At 59.9% G+C, this 19,599-nt stretch carries 18 protein-coding genes; 7 read left to right on the top strand and 11 right to left on the bottom strand.

Annotation, left to right across the window (positions count from 1 at the left end):
• Positions 1–3: 3 nt before the first annotated feature.
• Positions 4–1,167, bottom strand: a complete 1,164-nt coding sequence (locus I5L03_RS01425; protein WP_197919924.1) for a nucleotidyltransferase family protein — start codon at positions 1,165–1,167, stop codon at positions 4–6.
• A 142-nt stretch (positions 1,168–1,309) separates the two neighbouring features.
• Here I5L03_RS01425 and rfbA point away from each other — a divergent pair, with 142 nt between their 5' ends.
• The 4 genes from rfbA to rfbB are packed head-to-tail and all read left to right on the top strand — an operon-like array spanning position 1,310 to position 4,686.
• Positions 1,310–2,251 (top strand): glucose-1-phosphate thymidylyltransferase RfbA, encoded by a 942-nt coding sequence (gene rfbA / locus I5L03_RS01430; RefSeq protein WP_197919925.1) that lies wholly within the window; start codon positions 1,310–1,312, stop codon positions 2,249–2,251.
• The gene (rfbC, locus tag I5L03_RS01435; RefSeq protein WP_197919926.1) at positions 2,248–2,793 is read left to right on the top strand and encodes a dTDP-4-dehydrorhamnose 3,5-epimerase; all 546 of its coding nucleotides are present in this window, start codon (positions 2,248–2,250) and stop codon (positions 2,791–2,793) included. Before rfbA ends, rfbC begins: the two co-directional genes overlap by 4 nt.
• Positions 2,790–3,638, top strand: a complete 849-nt coding sequence (rfbD, locus tag I5L03_RS01440; RefSeq protein ID WP_197919927.1) for a dTDP-4-dehydrorhamnose reductase — start codon at positions 2,790–2,792, stop codon at positions 3,636–3,638. Before rfbC ends, rfbD begins: the two co-directional genes overlap by 4 nt.
• Positions 3,631–4,686, top strand: coding sequence for a dTDP-glucose 4,6-dehydratase (gene rfbB, locus I5L03_RS01445; RefSeq protein ID WP_197919928.1), 1,056 nt, complete (start codon positions 3,631–3,633; stop codon positions 4,684–4,686). The genes rfbD and rfbB overlap by 8 nt, the downstream gene beginning before the upstream one ends.
• On the opposite strand, the gene I5L03_RS01450 is transcribed toward rfbB, so the two are convergent.
• The gene (locus tag I5L03_RS01450; protein WP_197919929.1) at positions 4,683–5,945 is read right to left on the bottom strand and encodes an MATE family efflux transporter; all 1,263 of its coding nucleotides are present in this window, start codon (positions 5,943–5,945) and stop codon (positions 4,683–4,685) included. The genes rfbB and I5L03_RS01450 overlap by 4 nt on opposite strands.
• Positions 5,946–6,086: 141 nt before the next feature.
• Here I5L03_RS01450 and I5L03_RS01455 point away from each other — a divergent pair, with 141 nt between their 5' ends.
• A complete protein-coding gene (locus tag I5L03_RS01455; protein WP_197919930.1) occupies positions 6,087–7,223 on the top strand; it encodes an acyltransferase family protein in 1,137 nt (378 codons plus the stop codon).
• Entirely contained in the window at positions 7,224–8,018 is a 795-nt protein-coding gene (locus tag I5L03_RS01460; RefSeq protein WP_197919931.1) for a methyltransferase domain-containing protein, read from the top strand.
• 54 nt (positions 8,019–8,072) lie between these two features.
• Here the strand turns inward: I5L03_RS01460 and I5L03_RS01465 are convergent, their stop codons facing one another.
• The 8 genes from I5L03_RS01465 to I5L03_RS01500 form a co-directional block, all read right to left on the bottom strand.
• Positions 8,073–10,145, bottom strand: coding sequence for a hypothetical protein (locus tag I5L03_RS01465; protein ID WP_197919932.1), 2,073 nt, complete (start codon positions 10,143–10,145; stop codon positions 8,073–8,075).
• Entirely contained in the window at positions 10,145–10,411 is a 267-nt protein-coding gene (locus I5L03_RS01470) for a spike base protein, RCAP_Rcc01079 family (RefSeq protein ID WP_197919933.1), read from the bottom strand. The genes I5L03_RS01465 and I5L03_RS01470 overlap by 1 nt, the downstream gene beginning before the upstream one ends.
• A 129-nt stretch (positions 10,412–10,540) precedes the next feature.
• Entirely contained in the window at positions 10,541–11,500 is a 960-nt protein-coding gene (locus I5L03_RS01475; RefSeq protein ID WP_325100026.1) for a glycosyltransferase family 2 protein, read from the bottom strand.
• An 8-nt stretch (positions 11,501–11,508) separates the two neighbouring features.
• On the bottom strand, positions 11,509–12,369 hold the full coding sequence (locus I5L03_RS01480) for a DUF6492 family protein (RefSeq protein ID WP_197919935.1): 861 nt from the start codon (positions 12,367–12,369) through the stop codon (positions 11,509–11,511).
• A complete protein-coding gene (locus I5L03_RS01485; protein WP_197919936.1) occupies positions 12,369–13,724 on the bottom strand; it encodes an O-antigen ligase family protein in 1,356 nt (451 codons plus the stop codon). The genes I5L03_RS01480 and I5L03_RS01485 overlap by 1 nt, the downstream gene beginning before the upstream one ends.
• Positions 13,721–14,647, bottom strand: coding sequence for a glycosyltransferase (locus tag I5L03_RS01490; protein ID WP_197919937.1), 927 nt, complete (start codon positions 14,645–14,647; stop codon positions 13,721–13,723). Before I5L03_RS01490 ends, I5L03_RS01485 begins: the two co-directional genes overlap by 4 nt.
• Before the next feature lie 33 nt (positions 14,648–14,680).
• Complete coding sequence (locus tag I5L03_RS01495) at positions 14,681–16,882, bottom strand: GumC family protein (protein WP_197919938.1); 2,202 nt, start codon at positions 16,880–16,882, stop codon at positions 14,681–14,683.
• 15 nt (positions 16,883–16,897) lie between these two features.
• Positions 16,898–17,623 carry a polysaccharide biosynthesis/export family protein gene (locus tag I5L03_RS01500; RefSeq protein WP_197919939.1) on the bottom strand — a complete coding sequence of 242 codons (726 nt, stop codon included), beginning with the start codon at positions 17,621–17,623 and terminating at the stop codon, positions 16,898–16,900.
• Between the two features lie 80 nt (positions 17,624–17,703).
• Here I5L03_RS01500 and I5L03_RS01505 point away from each other — a divergent pair, with 80 nt between their 5' ends.
• Positions 17,704–18,360, top strand: a complete 657-nt coding sequence (locus tag I5L03_RS01505; protein ID WP_197919940.1) for a hypothetical protein — start codon at positions 17,704–17,706, stop codon at positions 18,358–18,360.
• Here I5L03_RS01505 and I5L03_RS01510 read toward each other — a convergent pair.
• Positions 18,357–19,598, bottom strand: a complete 1,242-nt coding sequence (locus I5L03_RS01510; protein WP_197919941.1) for a glycosyltransferase family 4 protein — start codon at positions 19,596–19,598, stop codon at positions 18,357–18,359. The two genes, I5L03_RS01505 and I5L03_RS01510, sit on opposite strands and share 4 nt — an antisense overlap.
• Position 19,599: the final 1 nt, after the last annotated feature.

Consider the following 19,599-nt stretch of genomic DNA (forward strand, 5'->3'; position numbering starts at 1 on the left):
GCGCTATTGGCCACGTCCTGCGAAAACATTTCGGACACCGCTCGCGAAGCGTCTTGCGTACAATAATGGCGCAGGCCAATGCACGGCTTCGGGGAAGCGCTTCTCCAAGGCATCCTTCGAAGGGAACAGGTGGCGCTGAAGGTGGCCTAAGCGGGGCACAAACCCATCAAGGCTTCCCAGATCGCGCCAGAGACGTGCTCCTGCCGATCCCAGCGCAAAATAGCTCTCGACACCCGTCACGTCGCTTTTCCTCGCAAGCCGGGAGGCGACATCATCCGGCAATGGCGCGTCGAAAAATGCGTCGACTTTTTTGAGTTGGTCGAGGCACATCGCGCCCATCTCCCGCCTCTCTGCCGCGGCGACCAGATCGGCCCAATCCGCGTCGGAAAATCGCTGCATAAGAAGCGCGATATCGAGCAGCCAGATCAGCCGGTCATCTGCGAAGACCCGAGCATAATCCTGGATATAGCCCGACAGATCGTGCAGCCTCTGGTTCATCACGGCGCGCAGCAATAGGAGCGGCGGAGAGAGCGTTCGCGCTGCGTCGCATAGGCGGGGCAGCGGGATTTGATTTTTGAACAGGATTACCTCACCGAAGACCTGTGCGAGGAAAGGCGTGCCCACGCTGCGCCAATGCAGGTCGATCGCATGGACGAAGCCCATGCCGGTGTCGAAAAGCCAGCTTTCCTGCCCAAAATAGTCGATCTCATGCCGCGTCCAGTCGAGCTCTTCCAGCAAAGCGCGGACGGAATCGAGCTGCTGCGGCTGTATCAGCACGTCGCTATCCCCGCGCCTGCGTGCGGCAGGTGTGTCATGCAGCAGATATGCCGTCGCCGTGCCTTTCATGACGATGCAGTGGATCTGCTCTGCGGCCAATCGCTGAAGCACCGGGACGAGCACATCGCGGTGCGATTCTTCCCAGAGCACTTGCAGCCGTGCTTCATCACGAATGGCCTCGATCACTTCGGCTGGCCAGCTCGAAAAATCATGACCGATCTCGATCAGTGCCAAGGCGATCCCATGATAGCGTATGCGCTCAATCGCCGCCTTTTCTTCAGCCGACCACGCGTCTTGCCAATCCGCCTGCTCGCCGCGCAGCATCGCAGCCAGCGCAACGTCCAAGCCGCGCAATACGGGTGCATGCTCGGTAAGGGTTGCAGCGGACACTGGCACGGATGAAAAGCCTTTCGGTTCTGCCGGACAAGGGACAAGGGTCACCGCCTACTTGCAACTTCCGCAAGCCGCTGGCCAGAGTGCTTTCGGCAACCTCGGATGGAGAAACTTCACCTTCGCCACGAAGGTTGACGGCATGGGCGATAGCGGCGATGCCGATGCGCACTCCAATCGGCAGCAGAGGCCCGCTTTCTTGCAACGCAAAGGTATCATTCTGGCAGGTGGCAAGGGGTCGCGCCTCTATCCGCTGACACGCGGCCTCTCCAAACAGCTGATGCCGATCTACGACAAGCCGATGATCTATTATCCGCTCAGCACGCTGTTGCTGTCTGGCATTCGCGATATCCTGATCATCACCACGCCGGAGGATCAGGAGCAATTCCAGCGCCTGCTGGGCGATGGATCAGATCTCGGTATCACTTTGTCCTATGCCGCGCAGCCACGGCCAGATGGGCTGGCGCAGGCTTTCCACATCGGTGCCGATTGGCTCGATGGGGCGCCATGTGCGCTCGTCCTCGGAGACAACATCTTTTACGGCCACGGGCTTCAGAGATTGCTCGAAAGCGCCGCTGCGCAAACTGGGGGAGCGAGCGTTTTTGCCTATCGCGTGAACAATCCCGAAGCCTATGGCGTCATCGATTTCGACGCGGCGGGCAAGCCGCGATCCATCGAGGAAAAGCCGGCCGCGCCAAAGTCAGCCTATGCCGTCACCGGTCTCTATTTCTTCGACAGCACCGTAGTCGAGCGGGCGCGCAGTTTGACACCGTCGACGCGCGGAGAGCTGGAGATAACCGATCTCATTCGCCTCTACATGGACGATGATGCACTTTCGGTTGAAATCATGGGCCGCGGTTTTGCCTGGCTCGACACCGGCACGCATGCTTCGCTTCTTGATGCGGCGAGCTATGTGCGGATTACCGAGGAGCGGCAGGGTCTCAAAATCTGCTGTCCGGAAGAGATTGCGTGGAGGCAAGGATTTATCGATGACGCGCAGCTTCAGGCGATAGCGCAGCCGCTCGCAAAATCGGGCTATGGCGAATATCTGCTGCGCCTGCTGAGCGAAGGCGCACGCTCATGAAGGTATCGCCCTGCGCCGTGGAAGGACCGCTGCTCATCGAGCCGCGTATTATCGAGGATGATCGCGGCTTTTTCATGGAAAGCTGGAATGCCGCAGCCTTTGCCAAGGCCGGGATCAACGCCAAATTCGTACAGGACAATCACTCACATTCGGACAGGGGAGTGCTGCGCGGACTGCATTTCCAGAACCCGCAGCCACAGGGGAAACTGGTGCGCGTGGTGACCGGATCCGTCTTCGATGTAGCGGTGGATTTGCGCCGTAGCTCGCCCACATTCGGTCAATGGGTCGGCATCGAATTATCGGCGAGCAACAGACGGATGCTATGGCTCCCGCGTGGCTTCGCGCACGGGTTCTTGACGCTCGAAGACGGCACCGATTTCGTTTACAAATGCGATGCTTTTTACGCTTCGGAGCACGAGCATACGCTAGCATGGAATGATCCGGACATCGGCATTGATTGGCCCATTTCGGCAGATAAAATTCGGCTGTCTGCGAAAGATCGCGAGGGCGCTGCTTTCCGCGAGGTGGAGGCCTTCGCATGAAAGTGCTCGTGACAGGCGCGTCGGGCCAATTGGGGCGCGCCGTGATGGATTTGGCTCCGCATTCGGTTCAGGTCACAGGCGTAGACAGGCAGGATTGCGACCTTGTGGATGTTGATGCGGTGCGCACGATGGTGACCGATCACGCGCCGGACTTTATCATCAATTGCGCGGCCTATACTGCGGTCGATCAGGCGGAGAGCGAGCCGGAACTGGCGCGGGCGATCAACGCCGATGCGGTAGAGGCAATTGCCTCGACCCACAGCGGCAGGCTGGTGCATGTGTCCACCGACTTCGTTTTCGACGGGACGTCCAGCCGTCCATACCGCCCCGATGACGCGCGCAATCCGTTGTCGACTTATGGCCGAACCAAGGCTGCCGGAGAAGATCACCTGCGGGAGCGAGACCTGCTGATCCGAACGGGATGGCTGTACGCAGCAGGTGGCCGAAACTTCGTGCGGACCATGCTGCGCCTGATGAGTGAGCGGGATGAGCTTGGCGTGGTAGCCGACCAGGTTGGCTGCCCGACTTGGGCGCCGGGACTTGCCAAAACGATTTGGGGCCTGATCGGGGCTGAGGCTGACGGCACTTTTCATCACAGCGATGCAGGCGTTGCCAGTTGGTATGATTTTGCTGTCGCTATTCAGGAAGAAGCCCGCGCTATGGGTCTGCTGCAAAACAGCATTCCGATTATTCCCATCGCTACTGCGGACTATCTCACCGCAGCTCGACGCCCGGCATTCTCCCTGCTCGATTCCAGCAAGACGCGGGACTTGCTGGGCGATGGCCATACGCATTGGCGCATGAATTTGTGGCATATGCTGCGCGCGGAGAAGCACCTTGGCTAGTCTGCTTATCACCGGCGGTGCGGGATTTATCGGCGGCAACTTCGTCCATTACTGGGCCGAGAGGCACCCCGATGACGCGATGATAGTGCTCGACAGCCTGACCTATGCCGCCCACTGGCAAACCATCGCGAATGTCGAGCAGGCAGAGTTGGTGGTCGGCGATATTCGTGACACGACACTGGTCGAAAAATTGCTGCGCGAGCGCTCAATTTCGACGGTTGTGCATTTCGCGGCCGAAAGCCATGTGGACCGTTCGATCACAGGACCCGATGCTTTCATCGACACCAATGTGCTCGGGACGCATAGCCTGCTGAAGGCGGCGCGCGCGGTGTGGCTCGACGAGGAATCAGGCAAACCACATCGCTTCCACCACATCTCGACCGACGAAGTCTACGGCTCGCTAGGGCCGGACGATCCGGCGTTCAGCGAGACGACACTTTACCAGCCCAATTCGCCCTATTCGGCATCGAAGGCTGCCTCCGATCACTTGGTGCGCGCTTACCATCACACATTCGGGCTGGAGGTGACGACCAGCAATTGCTCGAACAATTACGGGCCGTACCAGTATCCCGAAAAGCTGATCCCGCTATTCCTGCTCAATGCGCTGCATGGAAAGCCGATGCCGATTTATGGTGACGGAATGAATGTGCGGGATTGGCTGCATGTGCATGACCATTGTCGCGCCATCGAGGCTTGCATGACGCGCGGCGTGCCGGGCGAAACCTACAATATCGGCGGCGGGGCAGAAATGGCCAATATGGCGGTGATCGACCGGGTCTGCGCTGAGGTGGACCGCGCATTTGCACAGGACGCAACTCTTGCCGACCGCTTCCCCGATGCGCCAGCCGCCAAAGGGCGCTCATCCAGTGAGCTGAAGTCATTTGTGACAGATCGCATGGGTCACGATCGGCGCTACGCTATTGACGATAGCAAGGCGCGCGCGGAACTTGGATATCGGGCAGAGCGTGACTTCGCAGCAGGCATTCGCGACACCTTGCAATGGTATCTGGACAATGAAGCGTGGTGGCGAGCTGTCAGCACGCGCTAATTCGTCCCGCCATTGCCGTACAGCCGCAATTGCAGCCCCAGCCACAAAATCAGTGACAGCGCGAAATTCGCGGCGAAGGCGGCGGCGTAGCTTCGCGCCGCCACTTCGATAGTAAGCTGCGGGCTCATCTCGATCATCGCAATTGCGGTAGCGAGCCCGAGCACTCGCGGAAGGATCGTCAGATAGCCAAGTTGGCGCGAGAGAAAGGTAAAAAGGAACAGCGCCCCGCCCATGCGTAGCGCTTCACCCGCGAGCAGCCACGGCACGGCGATTGCGCCGCTGCGAAATTCGTCGGCAAAAAGCAGCGAAATCAGTAAAGGGTAGATCGGCTGCAACAGCCAGATCAGGCCTATTCCTACGATGGGCAGTAAAAAAGCGGCCAGCAACAGCAGGGCGTAATCGCGCGAGAAGGCGCGCTCCTCCGACTGGTCCCAGCGGACTACGGTGATGCCCGCGACCGTGTTGAAAATGCTCGCCGCCAGCAGGACGAAGAGGAAGCCCGGTTGCAGGAGACCGATGGCCACTTCGCCCAGCTGCAGGCCGACGACTGATCTTAGATAGAGGGCAATCAGCGGATCGAGCAGCAGGCCGATGGAAACCGGCAGGGCGATTATCATGACCGGGCCTTTGGCTGGCATCACGCGGATCGCGGCGCTTTCGATCAATCCAGCCAGGCGGCTGCGCGCAGCGATCAATCCGCAAATGATGACGCAAAGCGGCGAGAGCATCACGAAGATAAGTGGCTCGGTCACGCCCAGTGAAAGGAGCATTGCGGTGAGCGCCAGATTGGCCGCCGCGCCGGCGAGCGTCGCCAGCGCCATGGTCCGTGCCAGCCCCAGCCCAAGGAACAATCCTGCGATAATGCGCCAGCCAGTCGCCCCCGCAATTGCCACAGTCACGCCGAGCGCCAAGACCGCAAAATCCAGTCTCTGCGGCACAATCCAGGCGAGAGCGACGGCAACCGCTGGCAGGGCGAGCGCCATCAGCAGAAGCGATATGCCCAGAGTAGTCGAGACAATCTGCCCCTGGGTATAGGCAGGCCGCTTGCGCGCCAATTCGCGGTTGAGCGCATCGCTCACCCCGCCGCCTGTGACAGTCGCGGTCGTTTCGACAAGGTTGTTGACCAGCGCGATCCACCCCACCCCGGCCGGGCCCAGCGCGAGCGCAATCAGCTTGTTACGGATCAGCTGGAACAATAGGTTGCCGAGCGTCCCACTCACCATTTGCGAGCTGCGAGCGAGGGCCTGCCGAAAAGCCATAATGGTTATCGTCCCTGCTCAGCCTGGCGAAATCTGCGCATCGCGCATCGGTGGGGCTTTCAGCCGATAGCAGATCGGGCCTAGGGTGTAAGTCGCATTCGCAAAGCTGGCCTGAAAGAGCGCGTCGCAACCATGTCGCCCATGCAAAGCAAAATCTCATTTCGCTCGGTGCTCGCCAGCGCGCCGACTTTCAAGGAGGCCTACGCCGCGCATGGCTATCGGGCACCGGGCTTCGACACGCTGCGCCTGATCGCTGCGAGCGCGGTCGTCCTGCATCATGCCGGCGCGTTGCAGCACGATATCGTGCGGGACGATGTGATCTACGCCTTTTCCGGCCAGTATACGCATCTTGGATTGCTCGCAGTGTCAGTGTTCTTTGCGCTAAGCGGGTTCCTGGTGACGCCCGGGCTGCTGAAAAGCGGCAGCGTGCTCTACTATCTCAGCCGCCGTTTCATGCGCATCATGCCGCTGCTGACGACGGTGGTGCTTATTACGATGTTTGTGGTGGGTCCGCTGCTGACAAGCCTGCCTGTGGCGCAGTATTTCGCCGAGCCGGAGACGTGGAACTATCTGCGCAATATCACCACGCTGCTCAGCCTGACGCTGCCCGGCGTCACCAGCTACGATGGCGGAAGCGCGATCAACGGGCCGCTCTGGTCCCTGCATTTCGAATGGCTTTGCTATGGCATGCTCGCCGCTGCGACGCTGGCAGGCATGCTGCGCCATCGCTGGTTGTTTCTCACGCTGTACGTGGCTGCGATTGTAGCGCTTGTCGGCATTTTCGGTCTGTCGCCGGATGCGGGGCAAAACGCTTGGGCCTACCTTCTCCTGACACTCTTCAGCTATTTCGGGAGCGGCGTGCTGATCTTCCTGTTCAGGGATGCTGTCCGCTGGTCTGCGCTGCTGATGGTGGCGGCATTGATCGCACTGGCGCTATCCCTTTGGGCTGGTGCAGGAGCATTGTTTGCGCCCCTTCTCGTCACCTATCTCGTCGTCGGTTGCGGCCTCATGCGCTTTCCGTGGGGAGGCATCCTGGCGAAGGTCGATTTATCCTACGGTGTGTATTTGACTCATAGCGTCATCCTCACTCTTCTGGTCCACTACACCGGGATGCAGTCCTGGCTCGGCCTGTTCGCTGCCAGCCTTTTGCTATCCATGCTCGTGGCATGGGTGAGTTGGACTATGGTCGAGCGCCCTGCATTGCGGCATAAACATTGGCCTGCCGATATGCTCCGCCGCGTCTTAGGTAACGCCAAAACGAATGGAGGGACCGCCTGAATGCGCTTCAAGAAAGCCATCGGTCGCGCACTTCCGTACCCGCTGATCGAACATGGGCGCCGCTTCTTGTATCGCGGCTCGCGCAAATGCCCGGTTTGCGAGAACAGCGTGCGACGCTTCCTTGATTATGGCTACGGCTTTGACGTGCTGGAGCGGCTGCAAGTTGTGGGCGGACGGCGGCGCGAAAGGGACGTGTGCCCGGTGTGTCATTCCTCCGCTCGCGAGCGGCTGATCTGGTTCTGGCTTTCGCAAAAAGGCGAGGGCTTCCGTTTCCCGCCACACATCCGCATCGCCCACTTCGCGCCTGAAAAAGCGCTGTCCCGCCGACTCTCGCAGGCTGCGCCTTCCGGCTATGCGGCCTATGATCTCGACCCCTCTCGCTACCGTCACTTATCCGGTGTGAAATACGCGGATCTGAGCGATCTGCCGATAGAAAGTGCCAGCGTCGATCTGCTGGTGTGCAACCACGTGCTGGAACATGTGCCGGATCTCAAAAAGGCGCTCAGCGAGATCATGCGCGTCATGGCCGAGCGTGCGACCGCCGTCCTGCAAGTCCCCATCGCTCTGGCGCTCGATGAGACGATCGAATTGCCACCCGAAAGCTCAGGACGGGAACGTGAAGAGAAGCTGGGGCAGGACGATCACCTGCGCCTCTTCAGCCTCAACAGCTACATGCACGGGTTGAAATCGGCCGGACTGCAGGTGGAGCCATATAGCGCATTCGATGACGATCCGGAGGCTGCGCGCGCATGGCAGCTCGATCCCGCCGAAGTGCTCTTTACTTGCAGAAAATAGCCTTTCGCGAGGCGGCAGGAGGCACGGCGCACCACCTGCCGCCGATCACGAACGCTAAGCGAACGCACCTTTCGCCGCCATCGCCGCGCGCTTTCGCCCACTGAGGTCGAATGGCAAACTCGGCGTCGCGGGAATGCTCACCAAATCTCCGGCGGGAGCGAAATCGCCGCCCGCGTGATCAGCAAACAGGCTCGCCGCATCACCGCTTTTCGCCTCGCCCAGATCGCCCGTGCCGATAGCCCCTGCATGCAAGTGGTTGTCAGCGATCGTTACATCCGCATCCGCGCCGCCAATATCCCATTGCAAATCGGCGAGCGCATTGTTCGCCACGAGGCAGTAGACATCGGGATCGTAGCCACGAATGGATGCGCCGCCTGTCCGCAGCCACAATTGCTGTCGCGGATAGGAATTGTGAGCAAAGATGACATGGCTGTGTGGCTTCGAGAACTGGCTACGCAGCGTCACACCGCCCGGATTGTCCAGCGTCGCCCCCGCAATATCAAGCGCATTGTTGGCGAACAGCCAATCGCGCGTTGCGTTGCCGCCAATCATCAGCATTTGGGCGTCGATGCCGACGCCTGAATTGCCATAGATAATGACATTCTCGGCCAGGTTGAATGCATCCTTCTGATAGAAATCGGTGTGAAGGTCGAAGGCGGTGAAGAGCTGCAAGGGCGCAGCCTTGGCGTCGAGATCGGTAAAGGCACCGTAACCTGCGCTGCCATCGGTCAACACTGCAGCGTAGCGCGAATTGTCATTGAGCATGGCAGACCATCCGGGCTGCGCGCTCAGCCAATCGACCACATTCTGCACCGAGTAATTGGCATCGGCGATGTAAGCTGCCTCGCTCGCCTCCACCGTCAAGGACGCCGTGGCTACGCCGTCCTCCTTGATGGTCAGCGTGCGACTGCCAGCGCCGTTGATTCCCGAAAGCGAGACCGTCGCAGCGGTAGCTGCGCCATTATATTGCACCTGCAATGCCGGGATCGGGTTCCGGTAAGCTTCGGATGACCAGCCCTCGACAGTGCAGCCTACCATGCAGGCCGCGCCATAAGCGACATCGTGAAAACCGTCGCGGAAGGTGCAACCACGAAAGAGGCTCGCCGCCATTGCCGGGTCCTGCATCTTGTGGATGTCGCATTCGAGAAACCATGGCGATCCGCGCACCGACCATGCCACTCCGCCGCCGGGCAATGCCTTGCGGATGAGCGCATCGGGCGTGAGCGAGCGAGTGAAACGGACACCCTCAAACACATGGCTGCGGCCAGATGCAAACGGACTGATCACCTGCGCTTCGTGATAGAGCTCGCTCACATAGGCGAAATCGAAGGTGAAGCTGCGGCCGCGGAACCACAACCCGTCGAAACGCGTGCGCATCTGCATGGCGAGATCGGTGGTGTATCCGGGCTTGGCGAAATCGACCGAAACGCCGTCTGCGCAGGCAAAGGTGAGATAACCCGCTCCGGTGTAATTGGGCGCGCCGCCCGATATGTCATACGTGCCGGACTGCGTGAATGTGCAAAGCGGGTTTTGCGCATTCGCGGCCTTGGCTGCCTGTACTGCTTCGAGAACGTTTGCGAAATCGCCGCTGCCGTCACTCGCGATTGTGGCGGTCCAATCGTGCAGTATATCGACCGGGCTGAATTGCATTGGCCCGATCACGCGGGATTGCATGGTCGGGTCCTGCGGCACGGCCTCGAAATAGACATTCGCATGGCCGGCCCTGCCTGCAGGCTTTCTCAGCTTCGCCCACCAGCCGAGCATCCTGTAAATCGTGCCGTCATAGCGCTCAAACGTCTGGACACTGGGCGCGGCAATATCGACCGTCTCGCCTTCGCAGTGCACGACCACTTTCCGCAGCCCAAGATTGTCCAGCAGGGTACCCTGATTGTTCGCCGCCGCCATGACGCCGATCAGCTGGCTGTCGGTGAAATACTGATTGGGCGGAACGAGCGCGCGCATGACCGGCTTTGCCGTATTGCGCACGGGATCGGCAGGCGTGCTCGTAAAGCCACTGCCCGCAACGCCTGTCCACGCGGCGGATGGCTCGAGCGCGGGAAGCTGCTCGCCTCCAACAAAGCCACGCTGGCGCGCGCCCGATCCGAAACCGAAACCGAAGCCTGCCATCAGGCGAGTCCCACGATAGCGTCGGCCGTCGTGCCGCTGGCAAGGATCTGCTGCGCGCGAATATCGATTATCGCGCCATCGGGCACATTGCGGAACAGCACCGGCTGGTCTCCGCGCAGGCTAAGCACGTTGAGGTCTCCGCCCACGCCGACATAGATTCCCTTGGTGGCCATCGGCAGGTCGAGCGTGTCCGACGGCGTGATGGCAAAGCATGCCTGCGCGGGCGCAATCGGGCTGTCGGCGGTATTTTCGAAATCATCAATCATGGCAGAATCCTCTTCTCTGTGTCAGGAAGAGAGGGGCCTATTGATGCGGCGAAACTGTAGGAAAGCGCATTCTTGCCCAAGGCGTGAGAAGAGCCCCTCAAACGCTTTCAGCAGCACCCAAGCAGTGCGCTAGGGACGGAAAGTCGGTTCCCTGCTCGCCGGCTTGCGCGGATCGGCTCCCGGTGAATTGAAACCCAACATCCAGCTTGCGGGTTCGAAAGCAGCTTTCGCAAATGCCCGCCGCATGGCCGGATATCGCCCACCCCGCCATGATTGCAGCGCGGCGTAGAGATAGCGGCCGATGGCGGAAATCCAGATCACGGCGATCGCGAGCCCAGCCTCGGCTTTCCCGAAATGTTTGTGCGCGTAATGGGCACTGGCGACCACCTGGTAAAATATGCGATCCGGCGACAGCGGCGATCCGCTTCCGACATCGTGGAAGACCCGGCTTTCGCGGACAAGCGCGGCCTTGCAGCCCCGCATCTGCAAGCGCTTGAAGAGGTCGAACTCTTCGCAATAAAGAAAGAAGCTCTCGTCGAAGCCGCCGAGGTTCTGCCATAAATCGCGGCGCATCAGGAAGAAGCCGCCGCACAGGGTTTCCACCTGCGTGTAACTTGCCGCTCCCGCATGGGCATAATCGGTGACGCGGCGCTCGATGCCAAGGGATCGGCGAAGAATGGATTGCAGGCTGGGCAGGCGAGCATGGGTAATGCTCAAGGCCTCACCATCGGCATCGACATTGAGGCCGCCCACCGCTCCGAATTCCGGCCGCCCTTCGGCAAAGGTGAGCAGGCTTGCAATACTGCGGGGCTCTAGCACGGTGTCAGGATTGAGGTTGAGCAACCATTCGCCTCGAGCCCCTGTAGCCAGCAGGTTCACTCCCGCAGCGAAGCCGATATTGCCCTGCGAGGCCAGAACCCGCACATCGGGAAATTCGCTGCGCACAAGCGCCTCGGAAGCATCTGTACCGTTGTTGAGGAAGAGGATTTCGTAGCTGGAGCCTCCCACCGCCTCAGGAACCGATCGCAGGCATTCCGGCAGATAGCGCAGCGAATTATAGCCGAGCACGAGCACGCTAACCTTCGGCACGTTCACTGTCATGATGCCCTGAAGCGCGCGAGAATGTCGTTGCGCTCGGCTTCGTTCATTCCAAGGTTGGATTGGATGAGCACGCCCGCATGATGCGGCTGCAACTCGGCGACGAATGCCTCGACGCCGGCCTCGCTGCGGAGGTCATAATGCCATGAGCAGTGGCATAGTTCTGACTTGGTCGGCGATACCAGATCGCGATGTGCGCCCGGCACGCGCTGGCAGAAAATTCCGTAGGTAATGTATTCTGAAAAGCGGAAATTGGCGATCAGTGCATCGTGCCATTTTCGACCTGTCGAGGTCTCGATCCGCGTGACCATGGCGCGCACGACTTCCGGGCTCCAGATCACTGCCGTCGAGATATAGTCACTGCCGGTATAGCCCGTTTCCGGCAGTCCGAGACAGCGCGAGGCGGAATTGTGCCATTTCACAAACTCCGGTCCATCGGCTTGCCCAGGGCGATGATAGAGGCGGACACGCTCAGGGTCGAAAACATCGCTGTCTTGCAGCGCACGCAGAAAGATCATGTCGCTATCGGCGAGCAATGCAGCATCATAATCGAGCTGGCTGACATAGGCGATTTTGACGAGTTGCTGGTACGTCCAGCCGCGCGCGATGAAAAACGGCCAGCGCCACCACAATCGCCGCGAGCCGAGTGTGAACTCACGGAATTGCGGAAGCAGGGTGGATGCATCCACGATCCGCCGATGCGGCCCCTCAAAGCGCTGGAACAGTGTAAGGTCCGACGGGTCGAGCAGAACATGATGCTCCATCTCCGGCATGACCGCGTCCATACTTTGGCAGAGCTGCTCGAACAGCGAGATATCACCGCGATAGGTGACGGTTACTACGCACATGCGCCGTTGCATTACGATGCTCCGTCAACCGTCGGCGAGGAAAAGGCAGGGCGCGGCGTTGGCCTTCTCACCCGGCGCTTCTGAGGTTTTTGCTCCATGCCCAGGCTTACCGCCATGCCGCAGAGAAGCAGCAACCAGCAGGTCATGTTTTCCCAGATGAACACCGTGAAACCGGCGACAATCATGCTGGCGATGGCGATGGCGAAAGCTGCCGCAATATCACGTTCATAACGCGGCCGCCCGCGCGATTGGCGCAGGGTAATCACGATTGCACCCACCATCAGCACCATAATCAGTGCGGGCAGCGGCATGCCATAGCGGGTCGCAAGCAGAAGCCAGTAGGAATCGATCGATTCGACCATCCACGGCAGGCGCTCCCAATCCCTCAGCCCAATGCCGAAGAACGGATGCGCCAGCGCCTCTGCACCCGCATATTCCCAGATCAAGCGGCGATAAAAGGCAGACCCGCTATCGAGCGTGAAATTGCGGAGCAGAAAATTGAGCAGTCCATTGCCCGATGCAAGTTCGATAAACAGCGCAATCACCGACGCGCCAAACAGCGCTAGCGGCCAGACGGGTAACCGCGTCTCCCGCTTGAGCCAATTGAGAATGATCGCTGCGCCGGAGATGGCTCCGGCGATCACGGCAGCGCTGCTGACCGTAAAGACGGCGCAAAAAGCGATGACCAAGCCGATTGCGCGATAGGCTGGTCGGCGCAAAACGTACCAGGCGAAAGGCAGGATCGTTGCCATGAAGAGGCCCGCCAGGATCGGATGCGGGAACGGGCCTGTCGCGCGCAGCAGGCCGAACCTTTCCTGCTCATACAATATGGGCGGCGCTTGGCCGGTGATCTGCGCGGCGAGTGGCCGCAGTATCATCTGCCCGCTGACGGCTTCGGCAGCCAGGATTAGTGCAATCACCGCCAGCCCCGGGATCAGAGCGCGGAAGAACCTCCCGACATCGCGATAATGCCTGATCGACGCGCGCCCGAGCAGGTAGGATAGCGGATAATCAATGCCTTGCGACCCGCCCACGATGAAAACGTCGCGCATCGTGGCCGTATTGGCGAGCGCGATGGGGAACCACAGCGCGGCGAGCACGACGACGGCATCGAAGGGGCGCACCTTGACGCCCCCCGACTGAAAGCTCTGCACAATGAATGGCAGGCTGAACACAAGCATCAGCCGATAGGGCGGCAGATTGGCGCCAGCGATAGACACAGTAAATTCGCGTGGCAGCAGGCAGGCATAGCCGGCAATAATCAGGAAATAGAGGTGTTTGGGCAGCCCCGCGCTTTGCAAAACGCGCCGCTTCGCAGGCGCTGCCGAGCGAAAACGGCGGGGCAGCGATGGTACACCAGTGCTCATGCCGCCTGCCGTGCCTTTTCATCGCGCACCCAGCGGGGAGACTTCCCGCGCAATTTGTCCCAGCGATAACGCAAAAGGGCCACTGCCTTAAGGCTCAGATAAATCACGACATCCGCGATGCTGGCCCCATCGGACAAGGCTGTGCGTAGATCGCCGGGCCGATTAATGCGGCCATTGTGCGGGCTGGGATAGAGAACGCGGACCTGCTCGCTTCCAATGCGTCGCCGCGCTTCTATGCGAACCAGATCAGAGACTGTCCGCGGCGGGGTGACAGTGAAAGATACTTCGCCGCCGCACTCATCCTGCGCGACATTGCGCCGTTCCTCGTATGAGAATCGCGTTCGCACCCAGCTATCGTCTGCAAAAGTCGGCGGGATGGTGCCAATCGTCTCCAACCCTTCCGCAGACAAACCGAAAACACCCGATCCGACCAAGCGGTCGCGCACATAGGGTTGGGTGAGCCAGACCCGATAATAGGCGCGCACCCATCGATCAAAGCCGCGCAGATCCATTTCCAACCGCGGCGATGCTGCCATCACGCCGGGCTCTTTGAGCACCTTCGCTGTCGCCAGCAGCGAGCGATAATCGCATTGCACGTCGGCATCGAGGAAGAAACGCGGCGTAACTGTCGCATGCGTGTTCGCAGTGTTCATCGCGATGACTTTCGATCCGGCTGGCAGATCGAGCACCATTGCGCTCGGCGCGGTTTCGCGGGCAGTCTTCACAGTGCGATCGCTGCAGCCATTCGCCGCCACGATGATTTCGGGCAAATCCTCAGGCGCAACGCCATCGACAATCGCGTTTAGGCACCGGGCGATCACCAGCTCCTCATTATGCGCGGGGATGATGACGGAAAACGGCGGTCGCTTTGATTGCGCCCGACCTTCGCCTTTCCCTATCGATGCTGTGTCGCCTGTGCTCATAACGGGCATCCGTCTGACCTGCCGGCCGCCTCCCTATCCCTTGGAATAGGTGTAATACTGATATTCGTAATTGTAGCTCTCGCCTGCTTCGAGCGCGCGATATTTCGTCAGGATAGCGCCCGCAATATTGGCCCCGGCATCGCGCAAGCGCCTGACGGCGGATTTCGTCTTGCCGAATTCGACGCGATTTGCCTCCGCCACAAAGACCGTGCAATCGACGAAACGCGATACGAGCGGTGCATCGGCCAGGCCCATCACGGGCGGACCATCAAGGATGATCACATCATAGGTGTCGCGCACCTGCGCCAGAAAATCGTGCATCAGGCCAGATGAAAGGATTTCCACCGGATTGGGCGGCGCTTTCCCGGCAGGCAGAACATCAAGGTTAGGCACCTGCGTTTGCAGCAGCAAGCTCTTGTAATCGGCGCGGCCGTAAAGCGCGCTCACCAGCCCTTCCTTGGGATCCTGATTGGTCAGCCGCTTGCCTACGGCCGGTCGCCGCAGATCGACATCCATCAGCAGCACTTTTTTACCGACAGCGGCATAGCGCGCTGCGACGGCGATGGCCGATGTCGTCTTGCCTTCCATCTGCTGGCCACTGGTGAACTGGATGACTTGCCGCGCCTCTTCCGGCAGCGAGAAGTCCAGAGTGGCGCGGACGGAGGAGTAGGATTCGCTGATCGCGCTGAAGGGATCGTCTAGCGCTTCCGTGATCTCACCTTCTGGCGTGAAAGGCGTCTGCCCCAGCGCCGGGACGCCCAGTCGCCGCTCGACATCGGCGGTGGAGCGCAGGCGATCGTCGAAAATTTCGCGCAGGAAAGCGAGGCCGAGCGCCAGCCCGCCGCCGACCACCAATGCGATGAGCATGTTGCGCATCAGATTTGGTTTGTAATGCGAACGGGGCACGATCGCCTCGTCCAGCAAAGTTACTTTGCTCGATTGCAAATTTGCAGCCGAGGAAATCTCGTTGAAACGCTCAAGCAAGGACGCGAGCTGGGCACGGTAGGCAGCAACGTCGCGATCGAGCAAATTGTATTGCACACGCCGATCCTGCTCATCGAGCGCTTCGCCGGACACACGCTGCAGCTCCGATTCCAGCGCTTGTTCCTGGTTTCGCGCGACCAAGAATTCGTTGCGGATGGACGTTTTGATCTCGGCTGCCACATTCGCCAGCTGCCGCTCCAGAGAGGTAATTTCGGCGCGCACTTCGCGAACTGCGGGAAAGTCCTCCTGATAGCGTTCGAGCAGGTCGGCCAGCCGCGCTTCCAGCTCGGCAATGCGTCCACGCAATTGCTGGGCAACCGCGCTGTTCTGCACTTCCGGCAGCTCCATTGCAGACGTGTTCGCGACCGATTGCCAGCGTTCCTGCGCAGCGATGCGTGCAGCCCGGGTTTCGATATAGCGGCGATTGATCTGGGCGAGATTGCTGGCAGTCAGCGTCGGTGTCGCCACGATATCGCCATCACCACCATCGCCGCCAACCGACGTGAAAGGCTGGCCGACAATCGCATTCTGGCGCGCATATTGGTTGGCAAGGATTTCCGCCTCGCGCAGCGCATTGCGCGTGTCGTCGATCTGCTCTTGCAGATATTCGCGGGCGTAGGAATAGGCCTGGAGCGAACGGTCGAGATCGTTGGAGAGAAATGCGCGCGCATAGCCATTGGCGACATCGGCAGACAGTACCGGCTCTGCTGCGGAATAGCGGATGGAAATGACCCGGCTTTCCATTGGTACTTCGACAGTCAGATTATCGACCAGCATGGATGCCGCGGCTGCGCGCCGGGCTTCCATAGTCGCTTCTTCGGAAAGGGCTGTCCCGGCATCGTCTGTGGCAGGCCCGAGCAGCCGGTCTCCCGACGCGAGATCGAGATCGTCAACAACCTGCAGCGCCATGCTCCGGCTGCGGATTTCGGCGGCCTGTGTTTCCAGATACCGCGCGACTTCGGTGCCGGTGAGATAAGTCGAAGTAAGGTCCTGTCCTTCGACAATGTCATTCTCGTTATAATCGACGCGCACTTGCGATGTTGCCTGGTAATACGGCTTCATCAGCAGGGTGAGCAGCAATCCTGCGATGAGGGCAAATGCCGTCACACCCACCAGAATGTATCGCTGTCGCCACAGCAAAGCGCGAATATTGTTCAGAGTGAAAAGGCTGCCGCCATCCTCTCCATAATAGACCTCGTCGTCATGAACGTCTTGTGGGCGCGGGCCGTAGATATTGATGGTTTCGTTCATCGCTTGCCGGCCCGCTCAAATATTCACATTCGTGAAAAGGGCAAAAGCGGGAAGCGTTCGCAGCAGGTCCTGCCAGAATTGCGAGAGCCCATCAGTGCCTATAACCACACGGTCACCCGGCGCGAGCATGGGATCGAGCATGGTGCCTGCCTGCATCGCGCCGTAATCGAATTTCGCGATGGCGATGCCCTCGGGTGTCTCCCGGAAAACTGCGATCTCCTCACGCGCCGCCACGCGTGTCGGCCCTTCAGCCATCGCAATAGCGCCGGAAAGGCGAGTGCCGGGCAGGAAAGTGTAAACACCGGGCGTCTGTACCGCGCCTTCCACCGTCACGCGGTGCGAGGCGTAATTGACGACGTTCACCGCCACATCGGCATTTCGAAGGAAGCGGGCATTCAGTTGCGCCTCGATCTGCCCCGCCAGCTGCTCTGCCGTCTGCCCCGCTGCTGCCACTGCGCCTAGCAAGGGCATGGCGATGTCGCCATCCGGGCCAATCGTCACATCGCTGAGCGACAGATCCTCTTCGCGGTAGACGGTGACGGAAATGACATCTGTCGGACGCAGCATGTATGCGCCCGAAAGATCGGCAACATATGCGGCTTGATTGGCAGCCACATCCGGGGTCGACACGGCAATGCCGGGTGCGATGGTCTCCCCGCTCGCGCATGCCGACAGCGCGCAAGTTACCACCAGCCCGAGAAAGGCTTTGATTTGCAGAGATATGGGATCTGAAATGTCCATTATTTGCGCAATCCCGGGTTTTACCCTTTCCCACGCCAAAATTTCGCGTGCGTTCCTAGGCAGAACCACTTGGCTCAACCGTGAATGACGTGAAGCCGCTTAGCAACCCGACGCGCCCTTGCCCGCACCGGAGGCTGTGCAAAAAATGCGACCAAAACCGTGGTGAAGCGCTGAATCTATGTGCAAGGGAAATGACGATGATTTCCTGGCTCAATGTGATTGCAGTCCTCCTTTACTGCGCAGCCATCGCAAGCTGCCTGCGGGCCGCGGCTTCAGCCGGGCGGTCTGGACTTCCAAAACGGCATCGAAGCACTTTTCTCGGCACAGCCGCTTTGTTCGCCTTTTTCGCGCTGAGCCGATTGCTCTCCGGAGAAGATCGCCTGCGCGAATGGCTGCGCGCGCAGCTGCGCGAACAGGGAGCCTATGCCGATCGGGGTGATATCCAGACCGTGCTGGTGTTGGTCTTGGCGCTTGTCGCAATCGGGACCCTCGCTTTTCTCGTGAAGCGATTGTGGAGTGTACGCACCAGACCGCTCAGCTTTCTGCGCCAGGCGACAGTAGTGGCGGGGCTCTCATTCACCGCTCTATATGCGCTTCGGATCATCTCGCTGCACAGCGTAGATGCGGTACTTTACGCGGGTCCGCTGCGGCCGAATTGGATCAGTGACATTGGCTTGACGCTGGCGATCACGGCGATGGGGCTGATCTACACCCGTCTCGCCAGAAAGCACGCCTAATCCTTCCCAAGAGCGGCGGCATAGGCGCTCAGCAATGCGGGAACCTGCGTGTTCCAGTTGAGCTCTTTCTCCACCCGCTCGCGGCCGAATGATCCCATCGCGGCACGTTTCGCAGGATCATCGAGCAGCTCCGCGATTTTTTCCGCCAGATCAACCGCATCGTTCGGTTTTGCATAGAGCGATGCCTGCTGCGCGGAATAGCGGCCCTCGGTCACCTCGAATTGCACCATCGGCTTTCCGAGTGACATGTATTCCATGATCTTGTTCATGGTCGACTTGTCATTCATCGCATTAACCCGGTCCGGATTGACGCCGATGTCCATTGTGGAGAGCACTTCGAAAAGCACCTGATCAGGCGCGCGACCGGTGAAGTGGATCCAGTCCTCAAGGCCCTTTTCGGAAACCAGTCGCTTCAGACCATCCAGGCTCGGCCCTCCGCCGACCAAGACGAAACGAATATCATGGCGGTCCATTCGATTGACCAGATGGTCGATCGCATCGATCAGCAGGTCGATCCCTTCCTGCTCTCCCATCACACCGACATAGCCGACGAGATAGTCTTTCCCGTGTTTCCATTCGGGCACTGGCTCAACGGACTTGAGGCGGGAGAGATCGGGGCCTGAGCGCACCACGAAGACCCTTTCCGGACCCATGCCGCCGCGCTCGACAGCGATCGACTTGTAGCTTTCATTTGTCGCGATTGAGACGTCGGCAGATTTGAAAGTCAGCTTCTCGAAAAGCAGCATCAGCCGCCAGAAAAAGCCGCGCTTGTTGAACTTGGCTTCGTAAAGCTCGGGATTGATATCGTGGTGGTCGAAAATGTATTTCACGCCGAGCAATTTGAATTGCAGCGCCACCAGGAAAATGAGGTCGGGCGGGTTGCAGCCATGGATCACATCGATCCCGCGCTTGAAGTAAATACGCCACGCCAGCAGCGTTTCCCAGAACAGGGCGGCGCCATATTCGATCAGAAAACCGAGCGCTCCGTCTGCTTCGAGCGGCAGGGGATGGCGGTAGATATGCACGCCTTCGATTTGCTCGTAGCGCGCTTCATAGCCCTTGCCGGTCGGGCAAATGACAGAGACCGTGGCTCCAGCCGCAACCAAGGTTCGCGCCTCCTGCCAGACGCGCCGATCAAACGGCAACGGCAGGTTTTCGACCACGATCAGCACGGACTTGCCCGCCAGCGGATGCCCCTCGATCCTAGTCGGAAAAGAAAAGTCCTGCGCCTCTGCCATG

The sequence above is a fragment of the Aurantiacibacter sediminis genome, from assembly GCF_016019885.1.
GTDB classification, from domain to species: domain Bacteria; phylum Pseudomonadota; class Alphaproteobacteria; order Sphingomonadales; family Sphingomonadaceae; genus Alteraurantiacibacter; species Alteraurantiacibacter sediminis.